Annotated in this window: 16 protein-coding genes; 6 read left to right on the top strand and 10 right to left on the bottom strand. The window is 65.5% G+C overall.

Annotation, left to right across the window (positions count from 1 at the left end; translation table 11 throughout):
• The first annotated feature begins 297 nt into the window (after window positions 1-297).
• Window positions 298-2,223 (top strand): elongation factor G, encoded by a 1,926-nt coding sequence (locus DQG17_RS18035; RefSeq protein WP_116134268.1) that lies wholly within the window; start codon window positions 298-300, stop codon window positions 2,221-2,223.
• A 70-nt stretch (window positions 2,224-2,293) separates the two neighbouring features.
• On the opposite strand, the gene DQG17_RS18030 is transcribed toward DQG17_RS18035, so the two are convergent.
• The 7 genes from DQG17_RS18030 to DQG17_RS18000 all read right to left on the bottom strand — a co-directional run bounded on the left by DQG17_RS18030 (window position 2,294) and on the right by DQG17_RS18000 (window position 9,262).
• On the bottom strand, window positions 2,294-2,791 hold the full coding sequence (locus DQG17_RS18030) for a RidA family protein (protein WP_116134267.1): 498 nt from the start codon (window positions 2,789-2,791) through the stop codon (window positions 2,294-2,296).
• Complete coding sequence (locus tag DQG17_RS18025; RefSeq protein WP_116134266.1) at window positions 2,778-3,743, bottom strand: ABC transporter ATP-binding protein; 966 nt, start codon at window positions 3,741-3,743, stop codon at window positions 2,778-2,780. Before DQG17_RS18025 ends, DQG17_RS18030 begins: the two co-directional genes overlap by 14 nt.
• Window positions 3,736-4,746, bottom strand: coding sequence for an ABC transporter ATP-binding protein (locus DQG17_RS18020; protein WP_116134265.1), 1,011 nt, complete (start codon window positions 4,744-4,746; stop codon window positions 3,736-3,738). The genes DQG17_RS18025 and DQG17_RS18020 overlap by 8 nt, the downstream gene beginning before the upstream one ends.
• Window positions 4,743-5,858 carry an amidohydrolase family protein gene (locus DQG17_RS18015; RefSeq protein ID WP_116134264.1) on the bottom strand — a complete coding sequence of 372 codons (1,116 nt, stop codon included), beginning with the start codon at window positions 5,856-5,858 and terminating at the stop codon, window positions 4,743-4,745. Before DQG17_RS18015 ends, DQG17_RS18020 begins: the two co-directional genes overlap by 4 nt.
• A 3-nt stretch (window positions 5,859-5,861) precedes the next feature.
• Window positions 5,862-6,719, bottom strand: a complete 858-nt coding sequence (locus DQG17_RS18010) for an ABC transporter permease (RefSeq protein ID WP_116134263.1) — start codon at window positions 6,717-6,719, stop codon at window positions 5,862-5,864.
• Between the two features lie 10 nt (window positions 6,720-6,729).
• Complete coding sequence (locus DQG17_RS18005; protein ID WP_116134262.1) at window positions 6,730-7,671, bottom strand: ABC transporter permease; 942 nt, start codon at window positions 7,669-7,671, stop codon at window positions 6,730-6,732.
• A gap of 64 nt (window positions 7,672-7,735) precedes the next feature.
• A complete protein-coding gene (locus DQG17_RS18000; RefSeq protein ID WP_232829498.1) occupies window positions 7,736-9,262 on the bottom strand; it encodes an ABC transporter substrate-binding protein in 1,527 nt (508 codons plus the stop codon).
• A 434-nt stretch (window positions 9,263-9,696) separates the two neighbouring features.
• On the opposite strand from DQG17_RS18000, the gene DQG17_RS17995 reads away from it, so the two are divergent.
• The 4 genes from DQG17_RS17995 to DQG17_RS17980 are packed head-to-tail and all read left to right on the top strand — an operon-like array spanning window position 9,697 to window position 14,043.
• Window positions 9,697-10,485, top strand: a complete 789-nt coding sequence (locus DQG17_RS17995) for a DeoR/GlpR family DNA-binding transcription regulator (RefSeq protein ID WP_116134261.1) — start codon at window positions 9,697-9,699, stop codon at window positions 10,483-10,485.
• On the top strand, window positions 10,478-12,076 hold the full coding sequence (locus DQG17_RS17990) for a sugar ABC transporter ATP-binding protein (RefSeq protein WP_116134260.1): 1,599 nt from the start codon (window positions 10,478-10,480) through the stop codon (window positions 12,074-12,076). The genes DQG17_RS17995 and DQG17_RS17990 overlap by 8 nt, the downstream gene beginning before the upstream one ends.
• A complete protein-coding gene (locus DQG17_RS17985) occupies window positions 12,073-13,059 on the top strand; it encodes a ribose ABC transporter permease (RefSeq protein ID WP_116134259.1) in 987 nt (328 codons plus the stop codon). Before DQG17_RS17990 ends, DQG17_RS17985 begins: the two co-directional genes overlap by 4 nt.
• Window positions 13,060-13,098: 39 nt before the next feature.
• Window positions 13,099-14,043 carry an ABC transporter substrate-binding protein gene (locus tag DQG17_RS17980; RefSeq protein WP_116134258.1) on the top strand — a complete coding sequence of 315 codons (945 nt, stop codon included), beginning with the start codon at window positions 13,099-13,101 and terminating at the stop codon, window positions 14,041-14,043.
• Window positions 14,044-14,205: 162 nt separating this feature from the next.
• On the opposite strand, the gene DQG17_RS17975 is transcribed toward DQG17_RS17980, so the two are convergent.
• Window positions 14,206-15,165, bottom strand: a complete 960-nt coding sequence (locus tag DQG17_RS17975; protein WP_232829504.1) for a YeiH family protein — start codon at window positions 15,163-15,165, stop codon at window positions 14,206-14,208.
• Between the two features lie 90 nt (window positions 15,166-15,255).
• On the bottom strand, window positions 15,256-17,031 hold the full coding sequence (gene xsc, locus DQG17_RS17970) for a sulfoacetaldehyde acetyltransferase (protein ID WP_116134256.1): 1,776 nt from the start codon (window positions 17,029-17,031) through the stop codon (window positions 15,256-15,258).
• Between the two features lie 462 nt (window positions 17,032-17,493).
• Here xsc and DQG17_RS17965 point away from each other — a divergent pair, with 462 nt between their 5' ends.
• Window positions 17,494-18,261, top strand: coding sequence for an IclR family transcriptional regulator (locus tag DQG17_RS17965; protein ID WP_116134255.1), 768 nt, complete (start codon window positions 17,494-17,496; stop codon window positions 18,259-18,261).
• 163 nt (window positions 18,262-18,424) lie between these two features.
• On the opposite strand, the gene DQG17_RS22080 is transcribed toward DQG17_RS17965, so the two are convergent.
• Window positions 18,425-18,559 (bottom strand): hypothetical protein, encoded by a 135-nt coding sequence (locus DQG17_RS22080; RefSeq protein ID WP_116134254.1) that lies wholly within the window; start codon window positions 18,557-18,559, stop codon window positions 18,425-18,427.
• Window positions 18,560-18,609 lie beyond the last annotated feature (50 nt).

Here is an 18,609-nt window from a genome sequence, read left to right as displayed (position 1 = left end):
ACCCCCGTTTCGAGCGGAAAACGCCCGCGCCGTTGCGTCCCGCGGCATAATGGATGACGATAACCCTCGTGATAGCGCGCGCAGGCCCTTGACCTGATCCGCGGGACAGACGGAATACTATGAGACCGCGGAGGGAGGGTTCGCGGCCATTCGCACGCGGAGTGGCCGGCCAGCCCGACGAGGCGCAGGATCGAATGGCGGCCGATGTCCGCGCGGGATCCACCAGTCCGCCACAGAGCGGACGGCATCGCGCGGCGCCAACCGGACTGCCAATGGGCAATTTGGAGGATTCCCACGATGAAATGTTTCACTGTTCTCGGCCCCTCGAACTCGGGCAAGACGACCCTGATCGAGGCGCTGAGCCGATTGGACTCCAAGCCCCAGAAATCCGAGCCGACCGAATTCTTCTCGTTGACCCGTTTCAGCTATCTCGACGAGCCATGGTGCGCCTTCGACGTGGCGGGCGGACCCGACTTCCTCGGGTTTGCCGGCGAGGCGCTGGCCGCAAGCGATGCGGCAATCCTGTGTGTGCCGCCCGAACCCGAGGCGGCCGTGCTGTGCGCGCCCTATCTGCGGCTGGTCGAGGCAAGCGGCACGCCCTGCCTTTTGTTCATCAACCGGATGGACAGCAACACCAACCGGGTGCGCGACATCGTGGCCGGGCTGCAAAGCTATGCCAACCACACGATCATCCTGCGCCAGGTCCCGATCCGCAAGGATGGCGAGGTTGTGGGCGCGGTCGACCTGATTTCGGAACGTGCCTATGAATATCGTCCGGGCAAGCCCTCGCGTCTGGTCGAGATCCCCGCGGGGCTGCGCGACCGTGAACAGGAGGCGCGGGCCGAGCTGCTCGAGCATCTGTCGGATTTCGACGATCACCTGCTGGAAGAACTGGTCGAGGACCATCAACCGCCGAGCGACGAGGTCTTTCACATCGCGGCCGCGGCGCTGAGGGAAAACGAGGATATTCCGGCCTTCATGGGGTCCGCCTCTCAGGCCTTTGGTGTGACCCGGCTGATGAAGGCGCTGCGCCACGATGTGCCGGACGTGGCGACGACGGTCGCGCGTGTCGGGCCAGATGCTGTGGCAGCCGGGGTATTTGCGAGTTTCCGCAAGCACATGGGCAAGGCCGTGGTGTTGCGCGCGCTTGGAGCGCCGATCGAGACCGGTATGACGCTGGGGGGGGCGAGCGTTGGTAACCTGACCGACATCGACGCCAAGCATCCGATCACCGCCATCGCGCCGGGCGAGGTCGGCGTGGCGGTGAAATCCGACCACCTGAACGCGGGCTTTCTTTACACCGAGGCGGAGGCGACGGCGATGGCGGGCTGGACCCGCGGTCACCCGCCCAGCCACGCGACGCTGGTGACGCCGGTGCACGAGAAGGACGACGCAAGGTTGTCGGCGGCCCTGGCGCGGCTCGACGAGCTGGAACCCGGTCTTTCGGTCGGGCAGGACGAGGCGACCGGCACTGCCGTGCTGCGCCTGCAGGGCCCGATGCACCTTCGCCGGATAGAGGCGCTGCTCGATGCCGATTTCGGCATTGCGGTCGCGACCGCGCCGGTGCGGACAAGCTATCGCGAGACGATCTCGAAGTCGGTCGACAACCAGCACCGCCATCGCAAGCAGTCGGGCGGCGCGGGGCAGTTTGCCGATGTGGTGATGACGGTCGCGCCAAAGCCGCGGGGGACGGGGTTCGTCTTTGACGAGGTGGTCAAGGGCGGTGCCGTGCCGCGCAACTATATCCCGGCGGTCGAGGCGGGCGCGCGCGATGCGCTGGTGTCGGGGCCGATGGGGTTTCCGGTGATCGACCTTGCTGTGACGCTGACCGACGGCAAATCGCACAGCGTCGACAGTTCGGATTTTGCCTTTCGCGCCGCCGGCAAGGCCTGTGTGAAAGAGGCGCTGGAGGCCGCCGGTCCGATGCTGCTGCAACCGATTGACCGGGTCGATATCCATGTGCCGTCAGTCTATTCCGGCGCGATCGTCACGCTGGTCTCTTCGCTCAAGGGGCAGGTGCTGGGCTTCGATCCGAACCCCGAGGCGAAGGGCTGGGACATCTTCCACGCGCTGCTGCCCGAATCGGGGCTTGACGATCTGGCGCGTGCCCTTGGCGGTGCGGCCCAGGGCACGGCGTGGTTCGTTCCTGCCTTCGACCATTACGAGCAGGTCCATGGCCGCGACGCCGAACGGATCAGTTCGGAGATGAAGGAAGAAGCCTGAGCGCGTTCAGGCGACTTCGGGCTGCCTCGCAGGCGGCTGGCGACTGATGGGGGGGCGGCCTCCCCCAGTCTCAGCCGGCCTTCGGACGGTGCGAGACGATGGCCTCGATCTCGACCGTGATGCGGTTTGGCAGCGAGGCCACGCCAAGTGCCGAGCGGGCGTGAACGCCGTCTGGCCCGAAGACCTCGGCCAGCAGCTGGGATGCGCCGTCGATGACAAAGGGATGGCGTTCGAAATCGGGCGCCGCATTTACCAGGCCGAGAAGCTTGACCACCCCGGTCACCCGGTCGAGCCCGCCAAGATGGTTGTTGAGCGCGGCAAGGATGTTGATCGCAACCAGACTTGCATGTTCGCGCGCCTCTTCGGCCGTGACCTCGGCCCCGACCTTGCCGCGCATCAAGGTGCCGTCGGGCAGGACCGGCCCCTGACCCGAGACATAGAGCAGATCGCCGTGCCGGCGCACGTTGCAGAACGCCCCGATCGGTGTCGGCGCGGCCTCGGGCAGCACGATGCCAAGGCGGGTCAACCGGCGGGTGATGGTTTCGTCTTTCAGGTCAGGCAGGGGCATATGTCTCTTCGATCTTCTTGCAGTAACTCAGATGGCCCGGCCCGGTCGCGACCGCCGGCGGAATGCCGTCGGCGCAGATATCGGAAGCAAGCGGGCAGCGGGTGCGGAAGACGCAGCCCGAGGGCGGGGCGAGCGGGCTTGGGATGTCGCCCTTCAGGATGGTCCGGGTGGTGTCGCGTGCCGGATCCGGCAGCGGGATAGCCGACAGCAGCGCCTGTGTATAGGGATGCGCCGGCGCGGTATAAAGCGGCCGGGCCGGCCCCTGTTCGACCACCTTGCCGAGATACATCACCACGATCTGGTCGCAGAGGTATTCGACCACCGACAGATCGTGGGCGATGAACAGAATGGTCAGGTTGCGCCGCGCCCGCAGGTCGAGCAGCAGATTCAGCACCTGCGCCTGGATCGAAACGTCGAGCGCCGAGACGCTTTCGTCGGCGACGATGAAGTCGGGTTCCAGCGCCAGCGCGCGGGCGATGCCGATCCGCTGGCGTTGTCCGCCGGAAAACTCGTGCGGAAAGCGCGTCATGGCATCGGCGCCCAGTCCGACCTCGTCCAGCAGCGCGGCGGCAGCGTCGCGGCGCGAGCGTTTGGTGCCGATCCCATGCGCCTTCAGCCCCTCGGCCACGATCTGCCCGACCCGCAACCGCGGGTTGAGCGAGGCGACCGGGTCCTGGAATATGATCTGCATCCGGCGCCGCGCCGCGCGCAGGCCCGCTGCGTCAAGCGCGTTCAGATCCTGCCCGTCAAAGATCGTCTGCCCGGAGGACGGTTCGATCAGCCGCAGCAGGGTGCGCCCCAGCGTGGTCTTGCCCGAGCCGCTTTCGCCCACAAGCCCGGTGATCGAGCCGCGGGGGATGTCAAAGCTGACGTCGTTGACCGCGTGGACCATGCCGCGTGCGGTCGGAAAACGTTTGGTTAGGTTGCGGATCTGCAGCAGCGGATCAGGCATGGGCCGCCTCCGTCGCGGGAAGCAGCGGATGGATGCAGGCAACCCGGTGGTCGGGACCTGCGGCTTCCAGGGCCACGGGCTGCGCACAGTTCATGTCCGACCGGCCGCAGCGCGGGGCAAAGGCGCAGCCAAGCGGCATCGCGTGCAGCGGCGGCACCGTGCCCGGGATCGGCACCAGCCGGACTCCCTCGGGCCGTCCCGGCATCGGGATCGATTGCAGTAGGCCGCCGGTATAGGGGTGGCGGGTGCGGGCGAACAGCGCCTTTACATCGGCCTGCTCGACGATGGCGCCGGCGTACATCACCGCCACGTCGTCGGCCATCTCGGCCACCACCCCCATGTCGTGGGTGATGAACAGGATCGACATGCCAAGCTCGGCCTGCAGCCGCCGCATCAGATCGAGGATCTGTGCCTGGATCGTGACGTCGAGCGCGGTCGTCGGTTCGTCGGCGATCAGCAGCGCGGGATTGCAGACAAGCGCCAGCGCGATCATTGCCCGCTGCCGCATCCCCCCCGACAGTTCGTGCGGATAGGTGTCGATCCGGGTAGCGGCGGCCGGGATCTCGACCAGTTCCAGCATGTCGAGCACCCGGCGGCGCCGGGCTGCGGCGTCGAGGTCGGTGTGCAGCAGCAGCATCTCGCCGATCTGGTCGCCGATGGTGAACAGCGGGTTCAGCGAGGACATGGGTTCCTGAAAGATCATCGCGATCTCGGCGCCGCGCATCCGCCGCATCTGGGCCTGGCTCGCCGTGCTGAGGTCGGCCTCGACACCGTCGCGCCGCAGATAGCGGATCGTGCCGCCGGTGACGTCGCCGTTGCGCGGCAGCAGGCCCATGATGGCAAGGGCCGACACCGATTTGCCCGAGCCGCTTTCGCCCACCAGTGCCAGCGTGCGGCCAGGATGCAGCGTGAAGCTGACATCGCGCAGTGCGGTCACCGAGGACTTCCGCGACCGAAACGCCACGCGCAGGGCCTCGGCCCGAAGGATCGGGGTGTCGCTCATCCGCCCCTCCGTGCGGCCGCAAGGGCCGAGGCGCCGATGACGGTCATACGCGGTTCGAATATCTGCCCGATTTCCAGCGTCGCGCCAAGGCTGTCTGTCGCGACCTGCTGGTGATCGACCAGATCGAACAGGGTGAAATCGGCCCTCTCGCCCGGCGCGGCGCCGCCCGCGGCAAGCCCCAGAACCGGGCGCGGACGTTCGGTGACGGCTGCCATGACCTCCTCGAACGGCAGACCCACGGCCAGCAGTTTCGACATGGTGGTGGCAAGGTCGTGCACCGGCCCGGCGATATTGCGCAGGTGCAGGTCGGTCGAGATCGAGAACGGACGCAGCCCCTCGGCGATGGCGCGGCGCGCAGTCTCGAAGCTGAACGAGGCCTGGCCGTGGCCGATATCCATGCGGATGCCCTCCTCGGCCAGCCGCTTGGCTTGCGCGAAAAGGGCCGGCGTATCGCCAATCGACCCCGCCCGCTTGCCGTTGAAGCAGTGGGTGACGATGTCGCCGGGGGTGAGGATCTCGAACACCTCGTCGAGCAGCGGCGCGGGCTCGCCCACATGCACCATCAGCGGCAGATCGAGGATCTCGGCCACCCGTTTGGCGATCTTCGCCGGGGCGATGCCCCATCCGCGGGTGATCACGCCCGAGGCGCGCACCTTGATTCCGCAGATCACGTCGCGGTTGGCCTCGGCCACGGCAAGCGTGCGGTCGACATCGATGGAACACTCGGGCGAGATCAGTTCCGACACCCGGTTGCAGGCGACAAGCCCGATGGAGCCGATGTTGAGGAAGGCGCGCACGGTCTCCTGCTGGGCCTCGATGACGTATTCGCGTAGGCCGTGAAATGCCGCCTCGCCCGCCGATCCGGCGTCGGCCATGGCCGTCACCCCGGTCGGCCGCCCGGCTTCGGACGCGCGCACCGAAATGTCGGTGCCGCCGTGCCAGACATGGACGTGCAGGTCGCACCAGCCGGGCGACAGGAAGGCCCCGCCACAATCGATGACCTCGGCGCCCGGGATCTCGCCCGGGGCCACCAGCCCGTCGTCGTCGACAAAGATGGTCCCGGGCGCAGGGTCCAGACCGATGGGGCGAAAGTTCGTGAGGGTAAGCGCCATGTCCTACAGGTCCTTGGCAAGACGCGGGTCGAGCGCATCGCGCAGCCCGTCGCCGATAAGTTGCAGTGCCAGCACCGAGACCGAGATCGCGAGGCCGGGGAAGATGATCAGGAAGGCCGCCTGATCGAGGTATTGCCGCCCCTCGTTGATCATCGTGCCCCAGGAGGGTGTCGCGGGGTCGATGCCGACGCCCAGAAACGACAGCCCCGCCTCGGCCAGCATCGCATAGGCGAAGATGAACGTGGCCTGCACGATGATCGGGGACAGGATGTTGCGCAGCACATGGGTGGTCATGATCGTCAGGGTGGAAGAGCCGAGCGCCACGGCCGCCTCGACAAAGGGCAGTTCGCGGATGACGAGGGTCGAGGCGCGCACGATGCGGGCGATGCGCGGGGCATAGACGATCGAAAGCGCGATGACGACGTTCAGGATCGTGCCGCCGAGGATCGACACCAGCGCGATGGCAAGCAGGATGTCGGGGAAGGCCATCATCGCATCGACCAGCCGCGACAACGGTGCGTCGAGACTGCGAAAGAAGCCGGCGAGCAGCCCGATCGCGATGCCGATGATCGAGGAAAGCGTCGCGACCCCGAGCCCGATGGTCAGCGAGACCCGGCCCGCGAACAGCAGCCGGGAGGCCACGTCGCGGCCGAAGGCGTCGGCACCCAGCAGGAAATCGGGGCCGGGCGGGCTCAACCGGGCGCGCACCGACATCTTGGCGGGGTCGGCGGGCGCAATCATCGGCGCCAGCGCGCAGAGCCCGACGATGATCACGAAGACGATCAGCGCCACCAGAACCGCGCGGCGCGAGAACAGCAGGGTCAGAAAGCCGGGCGCATCGGCGGTCGTTGTGGTGGCCATCGCTGACTCCTCAATACTTCACGCGCTTGTCGACCAGCAGATAGGCAAGGTCGGTCGCGAGGTTGATCAGGACATAAAGCGTGGCGACGACGATCAGCGTGCCCTGGATGATCGGATAGTCGCGGCGCAGCACGGCGCTGACGACAAGGTTGCCCATGCCGGGGATGTTGAACACGCGTTCGGTCACCACCGCACCCGAGACAAGCAGCGCGAATGTCAACCCGATCACGGTAATGATCGGGATTGCGGCGTTCTTCAGCGCATGGCGCAGCACCACGCGCGCCTCGCCCATGCCCTTGGACCTTGCGGTGCGGATGTAGTCCTCGCCGAGGATGTCGAGCATCGAGGCACGGGTGAAACGCAGGATCAGGGCCGAATTGACAATGCCCAGAACGATGGACGGCAGGATCAGGTGGCGCATCCGTTCCAGGAAATCCGCGTCCGGCCCGCCATAGCCCGAGGCCGGAAACCAGCCCAGATCGGTCGCGAGATAGCGCTGGAACATCAGCCCGGTCCAGAAACTGGGGATCGAGGCGGCAAGCATGGCGATGGTGATCGCACTCTGGTCCAGCGCCGATCCGCGCCGGTAGGCGGCATAGATCCCGATCGGCGTCGCAATTACCAGCGCGATGGTCAGCGAGAACAGCGACAGGAAGATGGTCGGCTCTGCCCGGCCCGCCAGAACCTCGGTCACCGGCCGTTTGAAGAAGATCGAAGTGCCCAGATCGCCCTGCACCGCATTGCCGATGAAGGCGAGGTATTGCACCAGGATCGGCCGGTCGAGCCCAAGCTCGGCGCGCAGCGCACTCGCGTCCTCGGCCGTCGCTTCGGGCCCCAGCATCAGGGCTGCGGGATCGCCGGGCGCGAGGCGGACGATGACGAAGGCGATGGTCAGAACCAGGAAGATGACGACGAGCATCCCGAGGAGCCGTCGGAAGATATAGCGGGCCATCGGAACCTCTCGGCGGCGCAGCGGGCGGGGTCGGGGCCGCCCCAAAGGGCAACCCCGCGTGGGATCATTCGACCGAGGCGTTCCAGAAGAACGGCCAGGGCGTTGCGGTCACCCCGGTCAGCCCGTCGCGCGTGCCAGACAGCGCATTGAAGGCGCCGATCTTGATGAACCCGACATCCTCGAACAACTGGCCCTGAAGCTCTGCAAACAGGTCCTTGCGGGCTTCCATGTCGGTCTCGGAGGTGAACTTCGCCAGGATCGCGTCCTTTTCCGGGTTCGACCAGCCCAGCCGCGAGGAGGCGCTGTAAAGGTCGGTCAGAGCAGGTTCGGGCAGGAACGGCGAGTGGGTGATATAGATGTCCCACAGCGCCGGATCGTTGCGGCGCTGGCCCAGAGTTGCCCAGTCGACCACATCCATCTGGACCGTGAAGCCCGCAGCCTCGAGCGCCATCTTGGCAACCTCGGCCATCTTGTAGTGGAACTCGTACTGGCGCGAGGTGAGGATGCGCAGCGGCGTGCCGTCGTACCCCGCCTGCTTCAGCAGTTCGGCGGCCTTGGCCTGATCGTTCTGGTTGAAATACTCGACGCCGGTATCGTTACGCCAGACCCAGCCCTCGGGGTAAAGCGGCCCGTCCACGAGGAAGAAGTTGTCGTCGCCGAAGGCCGCGAACAGCATGTCGTCAATCGGAAGCGCGGCCTGCAACGCCTGACGGATCGTCTTGTCGGTCAAGAGACCCGCCTTGTGGTTGATGGCAAAGACCGGCCAGCCGAACGGTTTCAGCAGCATCGGGCCCGCGGTGTCCGAGGCGTCGAGCCGGTCAAAGCTCTCGGCTGGCAGCGCATCGGCAAAGTCGAACTGGCCCGACAGCAGCCCCTCGACCCGTGTGTTGGCGTCGGGCACGGGGATGAAGCGGATCTCGTCCGGGATCTGCTTGCGCGCACCCGCGGCCCCGTCCGAGGCTTCGTCCCGCGAGACGTAATCGTCGAAGCGCACAAGCTGCAGATACTGGTCGGGCACGTGGTCTGCGATCTTGTAGGGGCCGGTGCCGATGACAGGGTCTATGGTGTCGGCAATGATCTCTTCAGGATAGATTGCGGCGGCCGAATTCGAGAACGCCAGCAGCGAGAGCAGCGGCGAATAGGGCTCGGTCATCGTGATCGTGACCTCGTGATCGCCGGTGGCCTCGACCGAGGCGACCTTGTCCGCAACGCCCTTGCCTCGGGTGGCGACCGACAGCCAGCGGTTCAGCGAGGCAACCACGTCCTTGGCATCCATGCTCGAACCGTCGTGGAAGGTGATGCCATCCCGGATCCCGATCGTGTAGGTCAGCCCGTCGTCGCTGATCTCGGGCAGGGCGGTCGCCAGCAGCGGCGCGATATTCCAGCTCGAGTCGAAGGTATAGAGTGTTTCCACGAAGTGCTGCGTGACGATCGAGACGACATCCTTGGTGGACGTCATCGGGTCGAGGGTGTCGGCCTCGCCGACGATCGCGACGTCGATGGTCGTTTGCGCAAAGGCGGAGGAGGCGAAGGCACTTCCCGCCAGAAGAGCGGCAAGCAGACCAGCTTTGCCGGTCATCGGGATCGTCATGGCTAACTCCATTATAAGGTAATTACTTCCTCATTAATGATAGGCACTAACGAATACGTGAGTCAAGCGGCGGCTGCCACCGCCGCGGACGGATCCGGGGTGCGGGACGGGGCGGCCACCCGGGACGAGGTTGGCGGCGTCGCCGGACAATTCGGCGCGCGCTTTGGCGTGCAGGTGTGGTACCGGGCGACCATTCAGACGGCGGGCAGATCATCGGCGCGCGCTGGCAGCCCCGGCATCGCGGCACGCCGGATGCCGCCCGTTGTGTCTGCAAGGACCTGATCCATTATGATCATTCGCAGATAATTTTTTGACAGATTTGACCGATCCTTGCCAAACTATCCCGTGAATTGGCCAATCGGTCGCAGCTTTGCGTTAATTCTTGCATGGCTGATCGAACCTGATCAAACTTCCTGAAGGAGGAGTAACGAGTCATGCGAGAGCGCGATCGCCAGGAGGTCATTGTTGACCTGCTGGAGCACAGACCATTCATGACCGTCCGCGAGCTTCAGGACGAGATCGGTGTCTCGGCGGCAACGATCCGTCGCAACATCGACAAGATGGATGCGGCCGGACGGGTCAAGAAAGTGCATGGTGGCGTCGCCTCGCTTGGCTATGGCGACGGAATGGCGCGCTCGCTCGCCCAGCCCTTTGTCGAGAATCGCGATATCCATGTCCTCGAAAAGCAGGCGATCGCCGAGGCCGCCGCGGCGCTGGTGCGCGACGGCAGCATCATTCTCGTGCACGGCGGCTCGACCTGTTTTCATTTTGGCCGCCATGTGGCGAACCGCAACATCCGGGTCATTACCAATTCCATGCCGCTGGCGGCCTATCTTTCGGAACACGGCACCTGCCAGCTGACCGTCGGCGGCGGCGATCTCTATCGCGAGCCGGGGATCCTGTTCGATCCCAACGTACGCCAGCGCAACTATTTCGCCGCGCAGTTCTTCGTCGGGGCGCTGGGCGTCAGCGACCGCGGCCTGCTGGAGGCCAATCCGCTGCTGGTGCGCCACACAAGGGAAATGGGGGCGATTGCCACCGAAACCATCGTGCTGGTCGACAGCCACAAGTTCGACGCGCGCCCGCCCACCGTGGCGCTGGGCTTTGACAAGGTGGACCGGCTGGTGACCGATGCGGGGCTGTCCGACCGCCATGTGCGCATGCTCGAGGACGCCGGTGTCGAGGTCATCGTCGCAGATCTGAAAGGGAGGAAGGATGGCTGAGCAATCCACGCGTGCGACCGCAGGGGCCGCCGCCCCGCCCGCATTGGAGATGCGCGGGATCTCGAAGACCTTCGGGCCGGTCCGGGCGCTGCAAGGCGTGTCGCTGGTTGCCCACGCGGGCGAAGTTCATGCCCTGATGGGCGAGAACGGGGCCGGCAAATCGACCCTGATGAAGATCCTGTCGGGTGCCTATTCGCCCGATCCCGGTGGCGACGTGCTGGTGAACGGCGTGAAGCTGGCCCACGGCAACCCGAAGGAGGCGCGTGCCCGCGGCATCGCGGTGATCTATCAGGAACTCTCGCTTGCCCCGAACTTGTCGGTGGCCGAGAACGTGTTTCTGGGCGAGGAGATCGCCCGCGGCTGGATGGTCGACCGGGCCGAGGCGCGCCGGCGCACTGCGGCCGTGCTCGACCGGCTTGGCGTCAACTTCTCGCCCGATGCAAAGGTCGCGGGCCTGTCCCTTGGCGAGCGGCAACTGGTCGAGATCGCCCGGGCGATGGCCGGGAACTCGCGGATCATCGTCATGGACGAACCCACGACATCGCTGTCGAGCCACGAGGTCGAAAAGCTGTTCGAGGTGATCGCGGCGCTCAAATCCGACGGCATCGCGATCCTTTATATCTCGCATCGGATGAACGAGGTCTATGCGCTGGCCGACCGCTGCTCGGTGCTGCGCGACGGCAACTACATCGGCTCGCTGGAGCGCTCCGAGATCAGCGAGGCGCGGCTGATCAACATGATGGTCGGCCGTGACATCAGTTCGTTCTACAAGAAGAACCACAAGGAGCCCGACCCGACCCGCCGCCAGATGCTGAAGGTCGAGCACATGTCCGACCGCAAGCGGGTTCACGACTGCAGCTTCGAGGTGCACGAGGGCGAGGTGCTGGGAATTGCGGGGCTGGTGGGGTCGGGCCGGACCGAACTGGCGCGGCTGATCTATGGCGCCGATCCGGCCGTCTCGGGCAAGGTTCTTGTCGACGGCCAGGACGTGACGCCGAAAAAGCCGGTCGACGCGCTGCGCAACGGCATCGTCTATCTGACCGAGGACAGGAAGATCCTTGGCCTGTTCCTCGACATGGCGATCTCGGACAATATCGGGATTTGCGTGATGGGCGAGGATTCGTCCCGCGGCGGCGTGCGCAATCTGGCTGCCACCCGGCACCGGGCGGAAGCCGCGGTGAAGTCGCTCGACATTCGGACACCGGGCGTCGCGCTCAAGGTCGGCGCGCTGTCGGGCGGCAACCAGCAGAAGGTGCTGCTGGCGCGCCTGCTGGAACTCCGGCCACGCGTGCTGCTGCTTGACGAGCCGACCCGCGGTGTCGATGTCGGCGCGAAATCCGAGATCTATCGCCTGATCGACCGGCTTGCGGGCGAGGGCCTTGCGGTCGTGATGATCTCGAGCGAACTGCCCGAGATTGTCGGAATGGCCGACCGGGTGCTGGTGATGCGCGATGGCGCCATCGTCGGCACCGTCAGCCACGGCCCCGACCGGCCGATCACCCAGGAGGCCATCATGGCGCTGGCCACCTCCGCAGATGTCATGCCCCGGGGCATGGCCCAGCAACAGACCAACCAAGGAGCGTCCGCATGAGCGATGCTGCAGCCTCGAGTCAGAAGATCGCCGCGCGCGACCGGATGAAATCCCGCTTTTTCGCCCTCGGGATGCTGCCGGTCCTGATCCTTCTGGCAATCGGATTCCACATGCTGACCGGCAAGTTCATCACCTCGACGAACCTGTCGATCGTGATGCAGCAGGCCTCGATCAACATCGTGCTTGCCGCCGGCATGACCTTTGTCATCCTCACCGGCGGCATCGACCTTTCCGTCGGTTCGATCCTTGCCGCCGCGGCCATGGGCGCGGTGATTTTGTCGACATCCCCGATGGGCGGGGTGCTGGGCGTGGTCGCGGGCCTGGCGATCGGGCTGGCCTTCGGGCTGGCGAACGGCGGGCTTATCGCAGCACTTGGCCTACCACCCTTCATCGTCACGCTGGGGTCGCTGACCGCGGTGCGCGGGGTGGCGCGCCTGATGGGGCAGGACACCACCGTCTTCAACCCCGACCTGCCGTTCGAGGCGATCGGCAACGGCGGCCTCTTCGGCGTGCCCTGGCTTGCCATCATTGCGGTCGCGGTGGTGCTGCTGTCGTGGTTCATCCTGCGCCGCACCATCCTTGGCACCTGGATCTATGCCGTCGGCGGCAATGTCGAGGCGGCGCGCCTGACGGGCATCAAGGTCTGGCTAGTGCTGCTGTTCGTCTATGCGACCTCGGGGCTTTGCGCCGGGCTTGGCGGCGTGATGTCGGCCGCGAGGCTCTATGCCGCCAATGGGCTGCAGCTTGGCCAGTCCTATGAACTCGACGCCATCGCCGCGGTCATCCTCGGCGGCACCAGCTTTGTCGGCGGCGTCGGCTCGATCTGGGGGACGCTGATCGGCGCGCTGATCATCGCCGTGTTGTCGAACGGGCTGATCCTCACCGGCGTCTCGGACATCTGGCAGTTTATCATCAAGGGCCTCGTCATCATCGCAGCCGTGACCCTCGATCGCTACCGGCTGAAGGGCAGCTCGAACACCTGACGCCATCTCCACAGAAAAAACGCACAAGGGAGGAAAACCATGCGTAACGTCTCCAGACTGCTTCTCGGCTCTGCCGCGCTTGCACTTGCATTCGCGTCCGGCGCCCAGGCGCAGGACAAAGAGCTCAAGACTGTCGGCATCTCGGTCGGTCTGCTCGGCAACCCGTTCTTCGTGGCCACGATCAAGGGCATCGAAGACGCCGCCAAGAAGATCAACCCGGATGTCAAGGTCACCTCGGTTTCGGCCGACTACGACCTGAACAAGCAAGTCAACCAGATCGACAGCTTTGTCGCCGCCGGTACCGACATCATCATGCTGAACGCGGTGGACGCCAAGGCAATCGCCCCGGCCGTGGCACGGGCGACCAAGGCCGGTGTCGTGGTCGCGGCCTTCGACGTCTCGGCACCGGGCGCCGACGTGACCGTGATGACCGACAACGTGGCCGCGGGGCGCAAGGCCTGCCAGTACATCGTCGATCATCTGGGCGGCAAGGGCGACGTGGTCATCATCAACGGCCCGGCCTCGTCCTCGATCCTCGACCGGGTGCAGGGCTGCAAGGAGGTCTTCGACGCAAGCCCCGACATCAATCTTCTGTCCGACGACCAGAACGGCCAGGGTTCGCGCGATGGCGGGCTTGACGTGATGCAGGGCCTGTTGACCCGCTACGACCATATCGACGGCGTCTTCGCGATCAACGATCCGACCGGCATCGGCGCCGAGCTTGCCGCCAAGCAGCTCAAGCGCAACGAGTTCATCATCACCGCTGTGGACGGGGCCCCGGACATCGAGGCGGCGCTGGCCTCGGACGGCTCGCTGATCAAGGCATCGGCCAGCCAGGATCCCTATGTCATGGCGGGCATGGCGCTCGACATGGCCTACAAGATGTTCGAGGGCGAGAAGCCCGAACAGGATACCGTCCTGCTGGAGCCCGAGCTCATCACGGCCGACAACCTCAAGGACTACATGGGCTGGACCGCCCGTTAAGGCGGCCCGTCCCGGCATCGTCAGAACGGCACCGTCGCATTCGACGGTGCCGTTTCTGTTCGTGCGGTCCCCAGCGGACGAAGATCCAAAGCGCGATCATTGCCGGCGGCGTCGACCACGCGGCACCGGCGCGCGGACCTGCCGGGGCAAAGTGCCGGGTGCCTATGGGGCAAAGGTCAAGAACTGGAACCCGGTCAGAACCATGATTGCGAGAAACAGGGTCTCGGCGACGATGAGGGCAATCGCCCCGCCGCCGACCTGAAGCACGTTGCGCAGGTCGGTCTTCATGCCGACCGCGGCGATGGCTGTCAGCAGCGCCCAGCGGGACAGAGCGGCAAGAAAGACCCCGATGGGCGCCGGGATCAGTCCGAACGAGTTCAGCGCCGCAAGAACAAGGAAGCCGAGGACGAACCCCGGTATCAGCGGCGGGCGCGCGCCCCCGGTCGCGCCCGCCTCGCCGCGCCACCAGAGTGCTACCAGCACCACGACCGGCGCCAGAAGCGACACCCGGATGAGCTTGACCAGCGTCGCGGTCTCGCCCGCGGCGTCCGAGATCGAGAACCCGGCACCGACGACCTGAGCGACGTCGTGAACGGTCGCCCCGATGAAGGCGCCGGCCATGGTGTCGCCAAAGCCGAGCGTCTTGGTGAGGATGGGATAGAGGATCATCGCAATGGTCGAGAGCACCGTGACGCCCAGCACCGTGAAAAGAAGGTTGCGTTCCGAGCGGTCGTCCTTTGGCAGGACGGCGGCGATTGCCATGGCGGCCGAGGCGCCGCAGATCGCGACCGATCCAGCGGTCAGGATCGCAAAGCGCGGCCCCTCGCCCAGCCGCCGGGCCAGCCAGAGGCCGAACAGGATGGTCGCGGCCATTGCACAAATCAGCAACGCGATCATCCCCCAGCCAAGGTGGGCGAGTTGCCCCGCGCTGATCCGCGCGCCAAGGATCGCTACGCCAAAGCGCAGCACGCTGCGGGCTGCAAAGGCGATGCCCCCGGCACTGGGGCCGGATTCGCCCAGGAAGTTCAGCGCGATGCCAAAGAGCAGCGCCATCAGCATGGCCGGGGCGCCATAATGTTCGGCCACGAACTGCGCGGCCAGCGCGACCAGAATGGCGACCATGACCCCGGGCAACAGCAACCGGAATTGTCCGGCACGGCCTGTGCCGGGCGCCGCAGGGGATACGGGGGGAAAGGACGATGCCATCGCCGGTCAGACCGTCTGCTCGATCATGCCGGCCGCATCGATGCCAGCAACCGACACCGGTTTCTTCATCGCGTCCCGCCGGAACGGCTCGCCGAGTTCCTGGTTGATCATCGCCTCGATCAGCGTCGTCTTGCCGGCAGCCTGATCCGCCAGTGCCTGAGTCAGGGCCGCGGTCAGTTCCTCCATGGTGCGGGCAACGACGCCCTTGAGGCCACAGGCCGTTGCGATACCGGCATAGGAAACCTGTTCGTCCAGTTCGGTGCCGACGAAATTATCGTCAAACCACAGGGTGGAGTTCCGCTTTTCCGCCCCCCATTGGTAGTTGCGGAAGACGATCTGGGTGACCGCTGGCCATTCGCTGCGGCCGATCGCCGTCAGTTCATTGACCGCAATACCTAAGGCGCCGTCGCCCGAAAATCCCACCACCGGCGTATCCGGGCAGCCGATCTTGGCGCCGACAATCGCCGGAAGCCCATAGCCGCAGGGACCGAAAAGGCCGGGGGCGAGGTATTTCCGCGTTGCGCTGAAGCTGGGATAGGCGTTGCCGATGGCACAGTTGTTGCCGATGTCCGACGAGATGATCGCATCGCCTGGCAACACAGCCGAGATTGCCCGCCAGGCCATGCGCGGCGACATCCACTCTGGCTTGTCGGCGCGGGCGCGGGCGTTCCATGTGGTGCCGGGATCGTCCTCTTCATGGTCCATCGAGGAAAGCTGCTGCGCCCAGGCCGACTTGGTCTGGGCAATGCGGGCTTTGCGCTCGTCCCGCCCCGCGTCGCCGGCCGTGTCGGAAAGCTGGGCGAGGATGCCGCGGGCAACCTTGGCGGCATCGCCGACGATGCCGACCGACACCTTCTTGGTCAGCCCGATCCGGTCGGGGTTGATGTCGACCTGGATGATCCTTGCGTCCTTCGGCCAGTAATCGACGCCATAGCCCGGCAGGGTCGAGAACGGGTTCAGCCGGGTGCCGAGGGCCAACACCACGTCAGCCTGCGAGATCAGTTCCATCCCGGCCTTCGAGCCGTTGTAGCCGAGCGGCCCGGCAAAAAGCGGGTGCTGTCCGGGGAAGGCGTCGTTGTGCTGATAGCCGACGCAGACCGGGGCGGTCAGCCGTTCGGCCAGCGCCTTCGATGCCTCGACGCCGCCCTTCGACAAAACGACGCCGGCACCGTTCAGGATCACCGGGGCCCTTGCCTCGCTCAGGATCCGGGCGGCTTCGGCGACAGAGTTCTCGCCGCCGGGGCTGCGTTCGAATTCGATGGGGTCGGGGATCTCGATGTCGACGATCTGGGTCCACATGTCCCGCGGAATGTTGAGCTGGGCGGGTCCTGAGGCAAGTTTGGCCTTGGCGATGACGCGTGCCAGCACCTCGGCCACCCGGCTCGGATCCCGCACTTCCTCCTGATAGGCCACCATGTCCTCGAACAGCTTCATCTGCTCGACTTCCTGAAAACCGCCCTGACCGATGGTCTTGTTCGCCGCCTGCGGCGTGACCAGAAGCAGCGGCGTGTGGTTCCAATAGGCGGTCTTCACGGCGGTGACGAAATTGGTGATGCCGGGTCCGTTCTGGGCGATCATCATCGACATCTTGCCGGTGGCGCGGGTGTAGCCGTCGGCCATCATGCCGGCAGAGCCTTCGTGGGCACAGTCCCAGAACGTGATGCCGGCAGCGGGAAAGAGATCCGAGATCGGCATCATGGCCGATCCGATAATGCCGAAGGCGTGGCGAATGCCGTGCCGCTGCAGGGTTTTGACGAAGGCCTCTTCGGTCGTCATTTTCACGGGGCGGTTCCTTTTCTGAAGCGGGTCGCAGGTCCGGCCCGTCCGCTTTCGGGGATCGGTCCGGGGTTGCACCCCCCGGACCTGAATTGCCGCGCAGCATTCTCGCCCGAAAAACCTTCTGTCCGGGCGCCTTCGGCAGAGTCCGCACAGATGCGCACGCGGTCTGCTGAAGTCTCGGGCATTGTCGGGTCCTGTGGCTGCGAGTGCCGGAGAGGCAGCGGCCTTCCTTGCCGGGTCGAGCATAAATTGGTAATTAATGAGAACGCAAGTATCAAAAATGAAAAACTGCGCTGGGGCCACCGAGAACATCGCGAAACGCAACCCACGACCGCCGAGCGAGATGTCGCGACGGGTGATCCGGCATTCTCTCGCATTTCCGGCCGCGATATACCTTCCACCACCTGGCAACACCGGATCGACGCTGTCGGGGATGGCATCGTTGCAAGGACAGGAAGGCAGGACATGGCTGGGGAGAGGACAGAAGCGATCCCGACGAACCTACGGCTGCTTCTTGTGATCGAAGAGATCGCCAAGGCGGGCGTTCCCGTTACCCCAACCGAGGTCAACCACGTCATCGGCCTTCCCAAGCCGACGATCCACCGGCTGTTTTCAACGCTGGAGATCGAGGGTTTCCTGCAGCGCGACCCCGATGGCCGGAGCTATTCGCCCGGCGCCCGGTTACGAGCGGTCGCCGGCGGCATCCTGTCGTCGCAACGGATCCAGACCGCGCGGATCGCGATCCTGACCCGGCTGAGCCACGACATCGGCGAGACCTGCAACGTTTCCCTGCCGGACGGCGATGCGATGGTTTATCTGGAGCGGGTGGAGACAGAGTGGCCGCTGCGCATCCAGTTGCCGGTTGGCACGCGGGTGCCGATCTTCTGCACCGCCGGCGGCAAGATGTACCTGAGTTCGCTGCGCGGCGCGCAGGTGCAGCGCTATCTGGAGGCGGTCGAGCTTGCGCCGCGGACCCCCAATACGATCACCGATCCGGCGATCCTTCTGGAGGAAATCGCCACCATCCGGCGGCAGGGCTTCGCGCTTGACCGCGAAGAGTTCATGGAGGGGATGATTGCCATCGCGGTGCCGATCCTCGACCAGAACGGCCGGCTGATGGCGACGCTGTCGTGTCACGCCCCGAACCAACGGTTCGACGTGGCACGCGCGCTGAGTTATCTTGAGAATCTGAGGCAGGCGTCAAAGGATCTGTCGGCGTTGGTTGCCAGCTAGACGTCGGCGCGCGGGGCCGGACGGAAATGGCAAACGGGTCAGCTAGAAAGCCTGTTGCGGCTTTCCGTTCCTGGACCGGACAGCCCTCGACGTCAGCACCCTGTGTCGCCGCCGAGGTCCGACCGTCACACGTTTCGTACAGCAGAGCCAGGTCGCGGCAGAGCTATTTCTTCTTTCCTTCGCCGATACTTACGGGCGTCTTGCCCTTGGAAAAGTCGGCCGTCGCAACGACCTTTTCCTTGGTCTTCTTGGGCTTTTTCACTTCGCGGTTGCCGCGGGTCTTGTCGCCTTTTGACATCTGATTTCCTCTCGGAATGGGTTGCTTGTGACTATGGGAGATAAATGGGG

The organism is Tropicimonas sp. IMCC34043 (genome assembly GCF_003390845.1).
Taxonomy (GTDB): domain Bacteria; phylum Pseudomonadota; class Alphaproteobacteria; order Rhodobacterales; family Rhodobacteraceae; genus Tropicimonas.
This window is presented reverse-complemented; position numbering and strand designations above follow the sequence as displayed.